Origin of the sequence: uncultured Ruminococcus sp., from assembly GCF_934476685.1 — a bacterium.
Taxonomy (GTDB): Bacteria; Bacillota; Clostridia; order Oscillospirales; family Ruminococcaceae; genus Hominimerdicola.
The window spans coordinates 389,755-404,000 of the sequence record NZ_CAKSNX010000002.1; the positions used below are offsets into that span (position 1 = coordinate 389,755).

The window sequence follows — 14,246 nt, forward strand, 5'->3', positions numbered from 1 at the left end:
ATTTTTGTTATACGCCTTCCCGTAAAGCTGAAAGCGTTGCGCCTATATTTCCGCTTCTCATAAGTGTTTCACCTATAAGCACTGCGTCTGCGCCAAGTGAACGTACCTTTTTCATATCGGCATTATCCTTTATGCCGCTTTCAGATACAAGAACAGAATGTTCACCGATTATTTCTTTCAGGCGGCCTGTGGTTTCAAGATCAACTTCAAATGTATAAAGATTTCGGTTGTTTATACCCAGCATATCAGGCTTGAAAGCAGTTGTCTTTGCATATTCTTCCTCATTATGGACTTCCACTAAACACTCCAGACCGAGCGTATGTGCAAGTTCGGAATATTCTTTCATTTGTTCAGGTGAAAGAATTGCTGCTATTAAAAGAACTGCATTTGCACCGAGTTTTTTTGCCTCATATATCTGATATTCATCTATTATGAAATCTTTCCTGAGAATAGGTATACTCACGTTTTTTCTTATCTCAGAGAGAAAAGCCGAGCTGCCCTGAAAGTAATATTCTTCTGTAAGGCATGATATAGCATTTGCACCATGCTCCTCATATTCACAAGCTATTTTAACAGGATGAAAATCAGCGCATATAAGTCCTTTTGACGGTGAAGCTTTTTTTACTTCGCTTACCACCGAAAGCGTATCTTTCTTTATAGCTTTTGAAAAAGAAAGAGAAGGGAAGTCTGCCTGTGCAGCCATTGCCTTGATATCATCTCTTGAAACAGCCGATATTTCACGTTCAAGCTGTTCCTTGCGTCTGTCAACGATTTTGTCAAGTATCATTTTTTCACCGTTATTCTTTGTTTGTAAAGCTTATAAGCTCATTAAGTTTTTCAAGTGCTTTTCCGCTGTCGATCGACTCTTCAGCAAGTCTGATACCATCTTCAATAGTATCAGCTTTTCCGGTAATGTAAAGAGCGCATCCTGAATTAAGTACAACGATATCTCTCTTAGCGTCTTTGATTTTGCCTTCAAGAATACCTTTTGTTATTTCGGCATTTTCGTTCGCATTTCCGCCAACGATATCTGATTTCTTAGCTCTTCTCAGACCAAATTCTTCAGGAGAGATCTCATACTTGATTATCTTTCCGTCACGGATCTCGCAAACAGTCGTAGAATCAGATATGGATATCTCATCAAGTCCGTCATTTCCGTATACAAGCATGGCTCTCTTTATACCAAGGTTCATCAATACCTTTGCCATTATTTCAAGTATCTGAGGATCATAAACACCGAGTATCATGTAATCTGCTTTTGCAGGATTAGCAAGTGGGCCGAGTATATTAAATACAGTTCTTATTCCGATCTGTGCTCTGGCAGGTCCGACAAATCTCATTGCTGAGTGATATGACTGAGCGAAAAGGAATGAAATTCCGCAGTTTTTAATACACTCTTCCGCCTGAGCAGGTGTTGACGCTATCTTAACGCCGAGAGCCTCTAAAACATCTGCTGCTCCGCTTTTTGAAGATACACTTCTGTTGCCGTGTTTTGCAACAGTCTGTCCTGCACCTGAGATTACAAATGAAGATGTAGTAGAAATATTGAAGCTGTTTACAAGATCTCCGCCTGTGCCAACTATATCAAGAGAATCTGAGCAGTTTACCTTAGCCATTTTCTCTCTCATTACCTTAGCAAAACCTGTGATCTCTTCGATCTTTTCACCTTTCATTCTGAGTGCTGTAAGCAGGCAGGCTGTCTGAGCAGTAGTTGCTCTGTCTGACATGATTATGTCCATTGCCTTGTAAGCTTCATCTTCTGTAAGGTCGATTCCGTCAGCAGCTTTTTTCAGATAAGGCTTAAGCTCAACTCTCTCATTATCAGGAAGTGCAGCAGCCTTTGATTTTGTTGTCTTGATACCTGCGATATCATTGAGAAAATTCTCTATTATAATAGTACCTACTTCTGTAAGTATTGACTCAGGGTGGAACTGAACTCCGTATGTCGGATGTTCTCTGTGTCTTAAAGCCATTATCTGAGCCTGATCGTCTGTTGCGATAACAGAAAGGCAGCTTGGAAGTGTAACGCTGTCAACTATAAGAGAATGATATCTTGCAGCTTTTATAGTATCTTTCAGTCCGCTGAAAAGTGGATTTGCTGTGTTGAGGAAAATTTCCGTCTGTTTTCCGTGCAGCTGTTTTTTAGCGTGGATTATCTTACCGCCAAAAGCTTCCGCAATGGACTGATGTCCAAGGCAAACGCCAAGTATAGGGATCTTACCGCTGAAATGTCTTATCGCCTCAACAGATATTCCTGCGTCCTTAGGGTAGCATGGACCCGGAGAAACGATGATAGCCTGCGGTGCCATTTTTTCGATCTCTTCTATTGTTATTTCGTCGTTTCTGACTACTGTTATATCACTGTTAAGTACGCCGATAGCTTGATAGAGGTTATAGGTAAAGCTGTCATAATTGTCTATTAAAAGAATCATTGCTTTTTCCTCCTTATTATCAGATGTATTTGTCAAGGAACGTTTTATCATCAAAATAATTTATTCCGATAGCATTTCTTACCTGAGCGAGAGTTTCATTTGAAACCTCAACAGCTCTTTCTGTGCCTTTCTTAAGCATTTCAAGAAGAGCGCCTTTGTCCTTAGCATATTCTTCACGGCGCTGTCTGATAGGTTCAAGCATCTGCTGCATTACGCTGTTAAGGAACTTCTTGCACTTCATATCGCCCAAGCCGCCTCTCTCATAATGCTCTTTCATCTCTGCAAGATTTTTATAATCAGGCATGAAGTTTGCAAAATCATCATCTGTTGAGAATGCTTCAAGGTAAATGAAAACAGGGTTGTTCTCTGTATGACCTGGGTCAGAAACATTTATATGAAGCGGATCGGTGTACATTGACATTATCTTCTGCTTGAGTGTTTTTGCGTCATCTTTGAGATAAATGCAGTTGCCGAGAGATTTACTCATTTTTGCATTGCCGTCTGTTCCGACAAGACGCTTGCAAGCACTGTTTGAGGAAAGGATAGCTTCCGGTTCAACAAGTATACCTTCACCATAAATACGGTTGAAGTTAGAAACGATCTCTCTTGTCTGCTCGATCATAGGCAGTTGGTCATCGCCAACTGGAACATATCTTGCCTTAAAAGCTGTTATATCGGCAGCCTGGCTTATAGGATATGTCATAAATCCAACAGGAAGGCTTCTTTCAAAGTTACGCATCTTTATTTCAGCCTTAACTGTGGGGTTCCTTTCAAGTCTTGAAACTGTAACGAGATTTGAATAGAACATAGGAAGTTCTGTAAGTGCAGGAACGTGTGACTGTACAAAGATAGTAGTTTTATCAGGCTCTAATCCTGCTGCGAGATAGTCCAGAGTAACTTCAAGAATATTATCTCTTATCTTTCCGGGATTGTCTGCATTGTCGGTCAGTGCCTGAAGGTCTGCGATCATAACGAACTGATCGTATTCTCCTGTGTTCTGAAGTTCAACTCTCTTTCTGAGTGAACCAACATAATGTCCGAGGTGAAGAGAACCTGTCGGTCTGTCACCTGTAAGTATTATTTTCTTTTCTGTGTTTGCTGAATTTGACATAATTAAAACTCCTTATAATCTGCTTGCTTCTTTTACTGCGTTAATAACTGCAAGAGCTTTGTTGCATGATTCCATATATTCATTTTCACCGACCGAGTCAGCAACGACTCCGCCGCCTGCCTGTACATAGGCTTTATTGTTTTTGAAAAGTACTGTTCTTATAGCGATGCAGGTATCTATTGATCCGTCAAAAGCCAGATAGCCGACTGTGCCGCCATAAAGACCTCTTTTGGTTGTTTCAAGTTCATCAATGATCTCCATAGCTCTGACTTTAGGTGCTCCCGAAAGTGTTCCTGCTGGAAGAACTGCCATAAGTGCGTCAAGAGGCTTTTTATCATCTCTCAGCTCACCTTTGACGTTGGATACTATATGCATTACCGTTGAGTATCTTTCTATTACCATAAAGTCTGTGACTTTTACACTGCCGAACTTTGAAACTTTTCCGATATCATTTCTTCCCAAGTCAACGAGCATTGTGTGTTCGGCTCTTTCCTTAGGGTCGTTTATAAGCTGCTGCTCATTTTTGATATCCTCATCCTGAGTTTCGCCTCTTTTAATAGTACCTGCGATAGGTCTTGTAACGACTGTTCCGTTCTCGACGCTTACGAGCATTTCCGGTGAAGCACCTGCAACTGCATAGTCATTATGTTTAAAATAGTACAGATATGGAGAAGGGTTAGTTGAACGAAGCATTCTGTAAACATCAAAGCTGTCAGGCGGATTGTCGATCTCAAATCTCTGTGAAGGAACTACCTGGAATATATCTCCGTCCTTGATATATTCTTTTGCCTTTTCCACGTTGGCGAGATACTGTTCCTTAGTTATATTTGATTTAACTGTGATATCAGCTGTTGCTGTTTTTGGAGCTTTTATTACAGGCTTGTAATTTCTCAGTATCTGAACTATCTCTTCACTTATCTTCTCGCATTCAGCATATTTCTTTTCAAAATCATCACTTTTATTAATGTTAAGAATTATTACTGCTTTATTTGAAAGATGATCGTAAGCAACGATTTTTTCAAAAAGATGAAGATCAGCATCGGGGAGATTAAGATCATCATTTGGTATGTTTGTCAGAGTTTTCTCAAAATATCTGACCATATCATATGTGAAAAATCCCATCAGACCGCCTGTAAGCTTAGGGTAATTATTAAATCTTGGCGATTTGTGTGCGTCTATAATTTTTGAAAGATAATCTATCGGATTATCAACTTCTGTTGTTTCAATTACCTCACCATTTGATTTCATGGTGATAACATGGTCTTTAAGAATGATCTCTGCTGTCGGATCAATGCCGACGTATGAATATCTGCCCCATTTGTCTTTATTATCAACAGATTCCAGTATGAAACAATTATCATACGTCTCATGCAGACAGTTAAAAAGCTGAATCGGTGTGTATGAATCCATCAGCAGTTCATAAAAAACAGGAACTGTTTCATAATCCTCAAAATATTTTTTTACAGTTTCCATTGACGGGTAAAGCATAACAACTACCTCCTGATAAATTTTAAGCCGAAATGGGGAAAGAACTTATTTCAGACAATAAAAAAAGTCCTATGCCACATAACCTGATAGTTATGGGACGATAGAACCGTGGTGCCACCCAATTTCCCGATAAGAAGACTTATCGGCTCACAGATACGCATTTCGTAAAGAAAATCAATATCCTGTCACACTAACGTAGGAAACACGGCGAGTGATACTTATATAAAATACTTTCACACTGCTCCTCACAAATCCATTCACCGAAAGACTTTGTACTGTTTTGCACCAAACAACAGCTCTCTGAAACTCATTCACAACGGCTACTTACTTTTGTTCATCGGATTTCTTATATTCACTTTAATGCTATTATATTCTCTTTTTAGTAATTTGTCAATAGCTTTTACAGAATTATTTAACGCACGTCGATTAATTTTTTGTTAATAGATTAATTACTAGTGTTATAATATTGTGAAATGTTTTTGTCAATAATACTATGATTCTGATAATATTGCAGATAAATTTACATAAAAAATGAAACATAAAATAGTAAAACTATTGCAATTATGTTTGAATTAGTGTATAATAATTTTATAATAATTTTTTGTGAATATGAACAGAGAGGATAAATTATGAAACTGTATACCAACAGACGTTACGCAACTATTGCTTTTTACGCTGTGATAGTCATTGCGATAAATGTCCTTCTGGTGCTTGCGCTGTTTAAGCTTCCTTCTATCGTAAATACACTTATGGGATTTTTATCTGTGCTTAGTCCTGTTATTTGGGGACTTGTTATCGCATTTCTTATGAATCCTATAATGGTAAAGATAGAAAAGCTTTGTAAACGTGCCTTCAGCAAAAGCAAAAAGGAGCAGAGCGGAAAACTTTTGAGAGCCTGTTCTGTAACGCTGTCATCTATTGTCTTTTTGGGCATTGTTATAGGCTTGATAGCGATAGTAATACCTGAGCTTATTAATTCGATAATAGATATTTTCAACAACGCATCTACTATTGCAGGAAATGTGCAGGGTTGGATAAATAAGATCTTCCGCAACTATCCTGATATAGAAGCGGCTGCAACAAGTGTTCTCAAGGATTTCAATACTAATATCGGAGCAATAATCGAAAGAATTCAGCCTATGCTTGAAAACATACTTACAGGCGCATGGGGTGTAGTTACCGTTGTAAAAGACTTTTTGCTTGGTTTTATCGTATCTATTTATATGCTTTGCAGTAAAGAAAAACTGCTTGCGCAGATAAAAAAGATAATTATTTCTATTACCAGAAAAAAGAACTGCGAAAGGATAATGAATTTCAGTTCTGAAGCAAATAAAATATTCTCAGGTTTTATCACAGGTAAGATCATTGACTCTATTATCATAGGCTTGCTTTGTTTTATAGGTATGACAATAATGGATATGCCATACAATATAATGATAAGCGTATTGATAGGTGTTACAAATATTATTCCTTTCTTCGGTCCGTTCATCGGAGCAATACCGTCTGCGCTTCTTATATTGCTTATCGAACCAAAGAAAATGATATTTTTCCTTATATTTATTCTGATACTTCAGCAGTTTGACGGAAATATACTTGGTCCTAAGATACTTGGCGATTCAACGGGACTTCCGGGGTTCTGGGTGCTTATATCGCTGCTTGTATTCGGAGGAATGTTCGGCTTTGTTGGTATGGTTCTGGCTGTACCTGCATTTGCACTTCTGTATAGTTTCTCAAGAAGCTATGTTGAAGAAAAATTACGCAAAAAGAAACTGCCTGTTGAAACTTCATTCTATATGAATGATATAGAGCATTTGTATAAAAAGCCAAAGGAAAGAGTTCCGCTGACACCGGATCAGTTAAATGATCTTGATATCCCTTCGATCGACGATGTTAATGAAGCAAATGATCTTGACATTGAAGACGAATCTGATGATGAATAGATTTTAGGTAATTCAGATTTTTCACTATCCTGCCAAGCCATAGCAGGGTAGTGAAATTTTTTTTGTGTGCTTTTTTGAAAAAAGTATTGACATTCTGATCTATATATGCTATAATCATATTGTTGTGAATTTAATAACTGTGGAGAAGTCGCCTAGCCCGGTTTATGGCGCACGACTGGAACTCGTGTATGGGTTAATAGCTCATCGAGGGTTCGAATCCCTCCTTCTCCGCCATTTAAACAGTCTTCAACAGCAGTTGAGGGCTGTTATTTTTTTGTTTGGAGTTTCTGCTTTATGTCTTATAATAAAAAAAGCAATATTATGTGGGCATTGTCTTTTATTATCATAATAATTATTTGTCTTTTTTGTATCTTTAGGTCAAATAGTGATGCAGTTCATGTAGAAGTGTATGTTGACGGCGAGTTAGTAAAGGTTATTTATGATATAAATGGTGATGAGTCTAAGTATAAAATATCGAATAAGTTTGGTGAAAATATGATCGTGTATGGCAATGGCGCTGTCTGGATGAAAACATCAGACTGCAGTAATCAGGTATGTGTTAATTTCGGAAAAATAAAAAGTTCGGGTCAGAGTATTATTTGTGCGCCGCATAAGCTGGTCGTAATACTTGTCGGTGAAGATGATAGTATTGATGCGGTTCAGTAGGAGAAAAAATGAAGATATCTGTTAAAGAAATTGCACTAATGGCTGTGCTTACGGCAGTTTCTCTCACTATATTTGTTATTGAAGCACAGTTTCCGCTTCCTGTTATGGCAGGGATAAAACTTGGTCTTTCCAATATAGTTACACTTTTAGCAATGCTTTTTATAGGCAGACGTGATGCAGGAATAATACTTGCTATGCGTATAGTATTGGCGACGGCTTTTTATGGTACTTTTGTAAGCTTTGTTTTTTCAGTAACAGGCGGTGTATTTGCTTTCGCCGTAATGGCATTGACTGTAAACAGACTTGACAAGCATAAGATATGGGTAGTTTCGGTTTTAGGCGGAATTTTTCATAATATTGGTCAGCTGACCGCAGCTTGCTTTATTACTGGTCAGTCTGCTGTGTTTGGTATTGCTCCTTATCTGATAATAAGCGGAATAGTAACAGGTTTCTTTACAGGTATCTGTACACAAAGATTATGGTTTTCGCCGTTGCGGAATGCTGCGGAGAAATTTGTTAAAAAAGTATAATATACGTTTGATCTTCAACAAATAACATTGTGTTAAAACAGGAATTCTACTTGCATTTGTGCGAAATATGTGGTATAATTAATTGTTATTATGAGATGCTGTATCTAGTTGCGCATTGCATTTCGAGGAGGCTTTTGGTTTTGCGAATACTTGGAATTGATCCTGGCTATGCTATTGTCGGCTATGGAGTGCTAGATTTTTCCCACGGTAATTTTAATGTTGTCGATTTTGGGGCGATCACTACCAAAGCCGGAATGAACTTTCAGTCAAGATTAAAAGCTATCTACCTTGATATGTGTGAGATAGTGGAAACTTACAAGCCTGATGAAATGGGCATAGAAAAACTTTTTTTCAACACCAACGAAAAAACTGCTATTGATGTTGCTCAGGCAAGGGGAGTTACAATGCTGCCCGCAATAATGCATGGTATACCAATATATGAATATACACCGCTTCAGGTAAAGTGTTCGATCGTTGGTTATGGAAGAGCAGAAAAAAAGCAGGTCCAGGAAATGACAAGAACAATGCTTGGACTTAAAAGCATAATAAAACCTGATGATACAGCGGACGCTGTCGCTATTGCTATTACTCATGGACTTTCTGTCAATACAAGAAAGATAATGGGCAAGACGGGCGGACAGCTTTAAATCAGAAATAGGTGATATAATGATATATTCAGTAAGAGGAAAGCTTATTCATACAGATAATGAGCTTGCTGTTGTTGAATGCGGCGGAGTAGGTTATGGCTGCCGTACAACATTTTATACATTACAGAAAATTGCAGGGCAGGAAGAGGTAATGCTCTATACTCATCTTGCTGTCAGGGAAGATGCTGCTGAACTGTTTGGTTTCAGTTCACAGGAAGAGCTTAAGTGTTTCAAAATGCTTATTACTGTTTCGGGAGTAGGTCCGAAAGCTGCAATATCTATTCTTTCAGCAAATACGCCGTCACAGTTTGCGCTTGCAGTTGCTACCGGGGATTCAAAAAGCCTGACTAAATGCAAAGGAATAGGTGCAAAAACTGCACAGCGTATTGTACTTGAACTTAAAGATAAGGTAGCTAAGGATAATGCTATATCAGTACGAAACAGCGAAAGCATAACACCTGTTGCAGTGAGCGGAAGCAATGTCGATGAAGCTGTTACCGCACTTGTTGTTCTTGGTTATACAGAGGGAGAGGCTATGCAGGTCATATCCAAACTTGATCCTGAATTGTCAGTTGAAGAACTTATAAAGCAGTCGCTTCGTGGACTTGCAGGAAAAATGTTCAGATAAGACTATTAACATTTATGATATTTTATGAATATAACAAAGGAGAGGCTGTTAAATGATTGAAAAGGGAGATTTTGAGTTTGAACGTGTAGTTACTCCCAAAGAAACTAATCAGGAAACTACCGACGATTTTGAAGTCAGCCTCAGACCGCAGACTCTCAGTGAGTATATAGGTCAGGATAAAGTCAAGGAGAATATGAAGATATATATTCAGGCAGCTAAAAACAGAGGCGACAGCCTTGACCATGTTTTGCTGTATGGACCTCCGGGACTTGGAAAAACAACACTTTCAAATATTATTGCTCATGAAATGGGCGTAAATTTAAGGACTACATCAGGTCCTGCTATTGAAAAACCGGGTGATCTGGCTGCACTGCTTACAAATCTTGAAAAGGGAGATGTGCTTTTTATTGATGAGATACACCGTCTTTCAAGACAGGTAGAAGAGGTTTTATATCCTGCGCTTGAAGATTTTGCACTGGATATTATTATGGGCAAAGGCCCTGCCGCAAGATCTATAAGAATAGAACTTAATAAATTTACTCTTATAGGTGCAACAACACGTTCAGGTCAGCTTTCATCACCTTTGAGAGATCGTTTTGGTATCATTCAGCACCTTGAACTGTATACTGTGGAACAGCTGGCAGATATTGTTAAGCGTTCTGCCGTTCTGCTTGGAGTACCTTGTGACAGGAGCGGTGCAGAGGAGATAGCAAGCCGTTCAAGAGGAACTCCGAGAATTGCTAATAGATATCTTAAACGTGTGCGTGACTTTGCGGATATAGAGGGAAATGGAAGAATAACTAAGGATATAGCTAAGCTTGCTCTTATTCGCATGGAAGTAGATAATCTTGGACTTGATACGCTGGATAAGCGTTATCTTACAATGATAATCAAGGGTTATAACGGCGGACCTGTCGGTTTGGCTACGCTTGCTGCAGCTATTGGTGAAGAGGCTATAACTCTTGAAAATGAGTGCGAACCGTATCTTATGCAACTGGGCTTTATTTCAAAAACTCCACGAGGAAGATGTGCAACTCAGCTTGCCTACGATCATCTTGGATTTTTAAAGGACGGACAAACGCATCTTTAGATCTCAATGCTATAATTTATATAAATTGCTAGAAGGAGAATTACGATAATGGGTAGATTATTCGGTACTGACGGAGCGAGAGGGGTAGCAATTACAGAGCTTACCTGCGAACTCGCTATGAAAATCGGCAGAGCTGCCGCATTGGTTTTAACAAAGGAAACAAAGCATAAAGCTAAGATAATTATAGGAAAAGATACGAGAATATCCGGTGATATCCTTGAATCAGCACTTATTGCAGGTATTTGTTCAGTTGGCGCAGACGCACATATTCTTGGCGTAGTTCCTACTCCTGCGGTAGCAATGCTGGTAAAAAAATATGAGGCTGACGCAGGCGTTATGATATCCGCTTCACATAATTCAGTTGAGTTTAACGGAATAAAGCTGTTTTCAGGCAGCGGTTTCAAGCTTTCAGATGAGATCGAAAACGAGATCGAAGAACTTATTCTCGACAGACCTGAAGAAATGGATAAGGCTCTATGTGAAGGTTCTGAAGTCGGAAGAATTTATTATGAGAAAGATGCCGTATGGGATTACATCAGATACATAATGAAAACAGTAGACGCTGATTTTAAGGGAATTAAAGTATGTATAGATTGCGCTAACGGCTCTTCAAGCGTATGCGCTCAGAAGATTTTTGAAGGACTTGGCGCAAAATGCATTATGATACATGATAAGCCTGACGGAACGAATATCAACGAAAACTGCGGTTCAACGCATATGGAAAGCTTGAAAAAAGCTGTTGTTGAGAACAAGTGCAATGTTGGTCTTGCCTTTGACGGCGACGCTGACAGATGTCTTGCGGTAGATGAAAATGGTGAGCTTATTGACGGTGATAAGCTTCTTGCGATATTCTCCGATTTTATGAAAAATGAGGGTACTCTTGCAAGCAACACCTGCGTTGTAACAGTAATGACTAATCTTGGATTTTTCAAGTTCGCTAAGGCAAATGGTATCGTTGCAACAACTACTAAGGTAGGCGACAGATATGTTCTTGAAGAGATGCAGAAAGGCGGATATAATATCGGCGGTGAGCAGTCAGGTCATATTATTCTCCTTGACCATGCCAATACAGGTGATGGAGAACTAACGGGAACAAAGCTGCTTTCAATAATGACTAAGACAGGTAAAAAAGCAAGCGAGCTTGCTTCATGTATGGAATGTTATCCGCAGATACTTGTAAATGTAAAAATAACTCCTGATAAAAAGGGTATGTGGGATAAGTGCAAAAAAGTAACCGATGCTATAAAGATGTATGAAGAAAAGCTTGGTGACGAAGGCAGGATACTTGTTCGTGAATCGGGTACAGAACCGCTTGTGCGAGTAATGATAGAGGGTAAAAGAACAGGTATAATCACAGAGTATGCTTATAAGATAGCTGAACTTGTAGAGAAAATGTGAGCTGTACGTCAAAATCAGAGGTAATTAATTTGAAGATCTGTGTAGTAAATGGTCAGAATCATAAAGGTTCGACATACCATATAGGTAAAATGCTTGCTGATAAGCTTGGCGGTGAGGTAAAAGAATTTTTTCTTCCAAAGGATTTTGGTGAGTTCTGCTGCGGCTGTACAAACTGCTTCCTAAAGGGTGAGGATAAATGTCCGCATTATGACAAATTAAAACCTTTGACAAATGCTGTTGATGAGGCAGATGTTATTATTCTCACGTCTCCTGTCTATGTTTATCATTGCACAGGTTCGATGAAAGCATGGCTGGATCATTACGGCTGGCGGTGGATAGTACACCGTCCTGAAGAAAAAATGTTTTCAAAGAAAGCCGTAGTTATTTCAACAGCAGCAGGTGCAGGAATGAGATCTACTAATAAAGATATGGCTGACAGCTTGTCGTTCTGGGGAATCCCTGCAATATATAATATCGGATTCGGTATTCATGCAGTAAACTGGCAGGGCGTATCTGAGAAGATGCGGGCAAAAATAGAACGAAAAACAGATAGGATAGCTTCTAAGATAAAAAGTTCAGATTTCAAACCTAAGGTAAGCCTTAAAGGCTGGCTGTACTTTACTGTTTTTCATTTTGCTAATAAAAAAGGTTGGAATCCTGCTGATAGTGAATATTGGAAAGCAAAAGGCTGGACAGAGAATAAAAGGCCTTGGAAAAAGTAGTATTTAAGCAATCTAGACAATAAAAAATATTAATTAAGGACTAAAATCATGAGAGTTGCAGAAAACTGGAAAGACTATAAAATAATAGATACATCCAGCGGTGATAAGCTGGAAAGCTGGGGCGGCAAGATACTTGTAAGACCTGACCCGCAGATAATCTGGAAATCTCCAAAGCGTTCTGATATGTGGGGAAAGGCTGACGGAGTGTATCATCGTTCCTCAAAAGGCGGCGGAGAGTGGGAGTATAGAAAAAGACTTCCCGAAAGCTGGAATATAGGATATGGTGATCTGAAATTTATTATCAGACCAACAGGATTTAAGCACACTGGTCTGTTCCCTGAACAGGCTGTCAACTGGGACTTTATGGCTGATAAGATCAGAAATGCGGGACGTGAGATAAAGGTTCTCAATCTCTTCGCATATACGGGTGGAGCTACTCTTGCCTGTGCTGAGGCTGGGGCAAGTGTTTCACACGTTGATGCATCAAAAGGCATGGTGCAATGGGCGAGGGAAAACGCAGCTGCATCGGGACTTTCCGATAAGCCTATACGCTGGCTTGTAGATGATTGTGAAAAGTTCGTAAGACGTGAGATAAAGCGTGGAAAAACTTATGATGCAATAGTTATGGATCCACCGAGTTATGGACGTGGTCCGGGCGGAGAGGTCTGGAAGCTTGAGGACTGTGTTTATGACCTTGTTAAGACCTGTGCCGGTGTACTTAGTGATGATCCGCTGTTTTTCTTGCTTAACAGCTATACAACAGGACTTTCGCCATCTGTAATGGCATATATACTCAATGATGTTCTTGGAACACGTTTTGGCGGAAAGGTAACAGCTGATGAGATAGGACTGCCTGTCGAGGCTACCGGCGGAGTATTGCCTTGCGGTTCGACTGCAATATGGCAGAAGTAATAAACTATGCGTGATGATGTATTTCTTAACGAGCCGTGGCTGAAATGGGCAATAGAGATACAAAGTATTGCTCAGAATGGACTGACATATTGCAAAGATATTTTTGATAAAGAACGCTATGAACGACTTAGGGAAATATCTGCTGAAATGATCAGTACAAAAACAGAGATACCCAAAGACAAGGTGAAAGTGCTTTTCTGCAATGAAAAAGGATATCAGACACCTAAAATCGATACCCGTGCAGTTATTTTTAAAGATTATAAGATATTGCTTGTTCGGGAAAACAACGGCAAATGGTCTTTGCCTGGAGGTTGGTGTGATGTTCTCGAATCGATAGGTTCTAATACAGTAAAAGAAGTTCGGGAAGAAGCAGGAATAGATGCTGAGCCTGTTAGTATAATTGCAGTGCAGGACAGAAACAAACATAATACACCGCCGTATGCATATGGCGTCTGCAAAATTTTTGTTTTATGCAATGCTGTTGGCGGAGCTTTTAAACAAAATTCTGAAACAACAGAGGCGAGATATTTCCCGATAGACAATATTCCTGAACTTGCACAGGAAAAGTGTAATATTGAGCAGATTCAGATGTGCTTTGAAGCAAGTAAAAGTGATAATTGGAAAACGATGTTTGATTAGCGGACTCGATATTTAATGTATGTCACTTATGAAATAAAAATAT

The 14,246-nt window shown here is 39.1% G+C and carries 14 protein-coding genes, 1 tRNA gene and 1 other annotated feature; of the genes, 11 read left to right on the forward strand and 4 right to left on the reverse strand.

Going from position 1 to position 14,246, the window contains the following annotated elements:
- Positions 1-7 precede the first annotated feature (7 nt).
- The 4 genes from trpC to trpE are packed head-to-tail and all read right to left on the reverse strand — an operon-like array spanning position 8 to position 5,031.
- Positions 8-787, reverse strand: coding sequence for an indole-3-glycerol phosphate synthase TrpC (gene trpC, locus Q0E19_RS04260; RefSeq protein WP_294407744.1), 780 nt, complete (start codon positions 785-787; stop codon positions 8-10).
- Between the two features lie 10 nt (positions 788-797).
- On the reverse strand, positions 798-2,483 hold the full coding sequence (locus Q0E19_RS04265; RefSeq protein WP_365904575.1) for a bifunctional anthranilate synthase component II/anthranilate phosphoribosyltransferase: 1,686 nt from the start codon (positions 2,481-2,483) through the stop codon (positions 798-800).
- Complete coding sequence (trpS, locus tag Q0E19_RS04270) at positions 2,452-3,543, reverse strand: tryptophan--tRNA ligase (protein WP_294407748.1); 1,092 nt, start codon at positions 3,541-3,543, stop codon at positions 2,452-2,454. The genes Q0E19_RS04265 and trpS overlap by 32 nt, the downstream gene beginning before the upstream one ends.
- Positions 3,544-3,555: 12 nt before the next feature.
- The gene (trpE, locus tag Q0E19_RS04275) at positions 3,556-5,031 is read right to left on the reverse strand and encodes an anthranilate synthase component I (RefSeq protein WP_294407749.1); all 1,476 of its coding nucleotides are present in this window, start codon (positions 5,029-5,031) and stop codon (positions 3,556-3,558) included.
- 90 nt (positions 5,032-5,121) lie between these two features.
- Positions 5,122-5,378, reverse strand: a binding site (T-box leader).
- Between the two features lie 282 nt (positions 5,379-5,660).
- Between trpE and Q0E19_RS04280 the strand changes: the two genes are divergently transcribed.
- The 11 genes from Q0E19_RS04280 (at position 5,661) to Q0E19_RS04330 (ending at position 14,203) form a co-directional block, all read left to right on the forward strand.
- Entirely contained in the window at positions 5,661-6,971 is a 1,311-nt protein-coding gene (locus Q0E19_RS04280; protein ID WP_294407750.1) for an AI-2E family transporter, read from the forward strand.
- A 141-nt stretch (positions 6,972-7,112) separates the two neighbouring features.
- Positions 7,113-7,205 (forward strand) — tRNA-Ser (locus Q0E19_RS04285).
- 87 nt (positions 7,206-7,292) lie between these two features.
- Positions 7,293-7,637, forward strand: a complete 345-nt coding sequence (locus tag Q0E19_RS04290; protein ID WP_294407795.1) for a NusG domain II-containing protein — start codon at positions 7,293-7,295, stop codon at positions 7,635-7,637.
- 8 nt (positions 7,638-7,645) lie between these two features.
- Positions 7,646-8,167, forward strand: coding sequence for a Gx transporter family protein (locus tag Q0E19_RS04295; protein WP_294407751.1), 522 nt, complete (start codon positions 7,646-7,648; stop codon positions 8,165-8,167).
- 140 nt (positions 8,168-8,307) lie between these two features.
- Complete coding sequence (ruvC, locus tag Q0E19_RS04300; RefSeq protein WP_294407752.1) at positions 8,308-8,814, forward strand: crossover junction endodeoxyribonuclease RuvC; 507 nt, start codon at positions 8,308-8,310, stop codon at positions 8,812-8,814.
- A gap of 19 nt (positions 8,815-8,833) precedes the next feature.
- Positions 8,834-9,442 carry a Holliday junction branch migration protein RuvA gene (gene ruvA / locus Q0E19_RS04305; RefSeq protein WP_294407753.1) on the forward strand — a complete coding sequence of 203 codons (609 nt, stop codon included), beginning with the start codon at positions 8,834-8,836 and terminating at the stop codon, positions 9,440-9,442.
- 52 nt (positions 9,443-9,494) lie between these two features.
- Positions 9,495-10,532 carry a Holliday junction branch migration DNA helicase RuvB gene (gene ruvB / locus Q0E19_RS04310; RefSeq protein ID WP_294407754.1) on the forward strand — a complete coding sequence of 346 codons (1,038 nt, stop codon included), beginning with the start codon at positions 9,495-9,497 and terminating at the stop codon, positions 10,530-10,532.
- A 48-nt stretch (positions 10,533-10,580) separates the two neighbouring features.
- Positions 10,581-11,930 (forward strand): phosphoglucosamine mutase, encoded by a 1,350-nt coding sequence (gene glmM / locus Q0E19_RS04315; protein WP_294407755.1) that lies wholly within the window; start codon positions 10,581-10,583, stop codon positions 11,928-11,930.
- Positions 11,931-11,959: 29 nt separating this feature from the next.
- Positions 11,960-12,652: an NAD(P)H-dependent oxidoreductase gene (locus Q0E19_RS04320; protein ID WP_294407756.1), complete on the forward strand. Its 693-nt coding sequence runs from the start codon at positions 11,960-11,962 to the stop codon at positions 12,650-12,652.
- Between the two features lie 48 nt (positions 12,653-12,700).
- Positions 12,701-13,564: a class I SAM-dependent methyltransferase gene (locus tag Q0E19_RS04325; RefSeq protein WP_294407757.1), complete on the forward strand. Its 864-nt coding sequence runs from the start codon at positions 12,701-12,703 to the stop codon at positions 13,562-13,564.
- Between the two features lie 6 nt (positions 13,565-13,570).
- Positions 13,571-14,203, forward strand: coding sequence for an NUDIX hydrolase (locus Q0E19_RS04330; protein WP_294407758.1), 633 nt, complete (start codon positions 13,571-13,573; stop codon positions 14,201-14,203).
- The last annotated feature ends 43 nt before the right edge of the window (positions 14,204-14,246 follow it).

Coding starts and splice junctions, on each gene's coding strand:
- trpC (WP_294407744.1), bottom strand. CDS start 787: ATGATACTTGACAAAATCGTTGACAGACGCAAGGAACAGCTTGAACGT.
- Q0E19_RS04265 (WP_365904575.1), bottom strand. CDS start 2,483: ATGATAAAACGTTCCTTGACAAATACATCTGATAATAAGGAGGAAAAA.
- trpS (WP_294407748.1), bottom strand. CDS start 3,543: ATGTCAAATTCAGCAAACACAGAAAAGAAAATAATACTTACAGGTGAC.
- trpE (WP_294407749.1), bottom strand. CDS start 5,031: ATGCTTTACCCGTCAATGGAAACTGTAAAAAAATATTTTGAGGATTAT.
- Q0E19_RS04280 (WP_294407750.1), top strand. CDS start 5,661: ATGAAACTGTATACCAACAGACGTTACGCAACTATTGCTTTTTACGCT.
- Q0E19_RS04290 (WP_294407795.1), top strand. CDS start 7,293: ATGTGGGCATTGTCTTTTATTATCATAATAATTATTTGTCTTTTTTGT.
- Q0E19_RS04295 (WP_294407751.1), top strand. CDS start 7,646: ATGAAGATATCTGTTAAAGAAATTGCACTAATGGCTGTGCTTACGGCA.
- ruvA (WP_294407753.1), top strand. CDS start 8,834: ATGATATATTCAGTAAGAGGAAAGCTTATTCATACAGATAATGAGCTT.
- ruvB (WP_294407754.1), top strand. CDS start 9,495: ATGATTGAAAAGGGAGATTTTGAGTTTGAACGTGTAGTTACTCCCAAA.
- glmM (WP_294407755.1), top strand. CDS start 10,581: ATGGGTAGATTATTCGGTACTGACGGAGCGAGAGGGGTAGCAATTACA.
- Q0E19_RS04325 (WP_294407757.1), top strand. CDS start 12,701: ATGAGAGTTGCAGAAAACTGGAAAGACTATAAAATAATAGATACATCC.
- Q0E19_RS04330 (WP_294407758.1), top strand. CDS start 13,571: ATGCGTGATGATGTATTTCTTAACGAGCCGTGGCTGAAATGGGCAATA.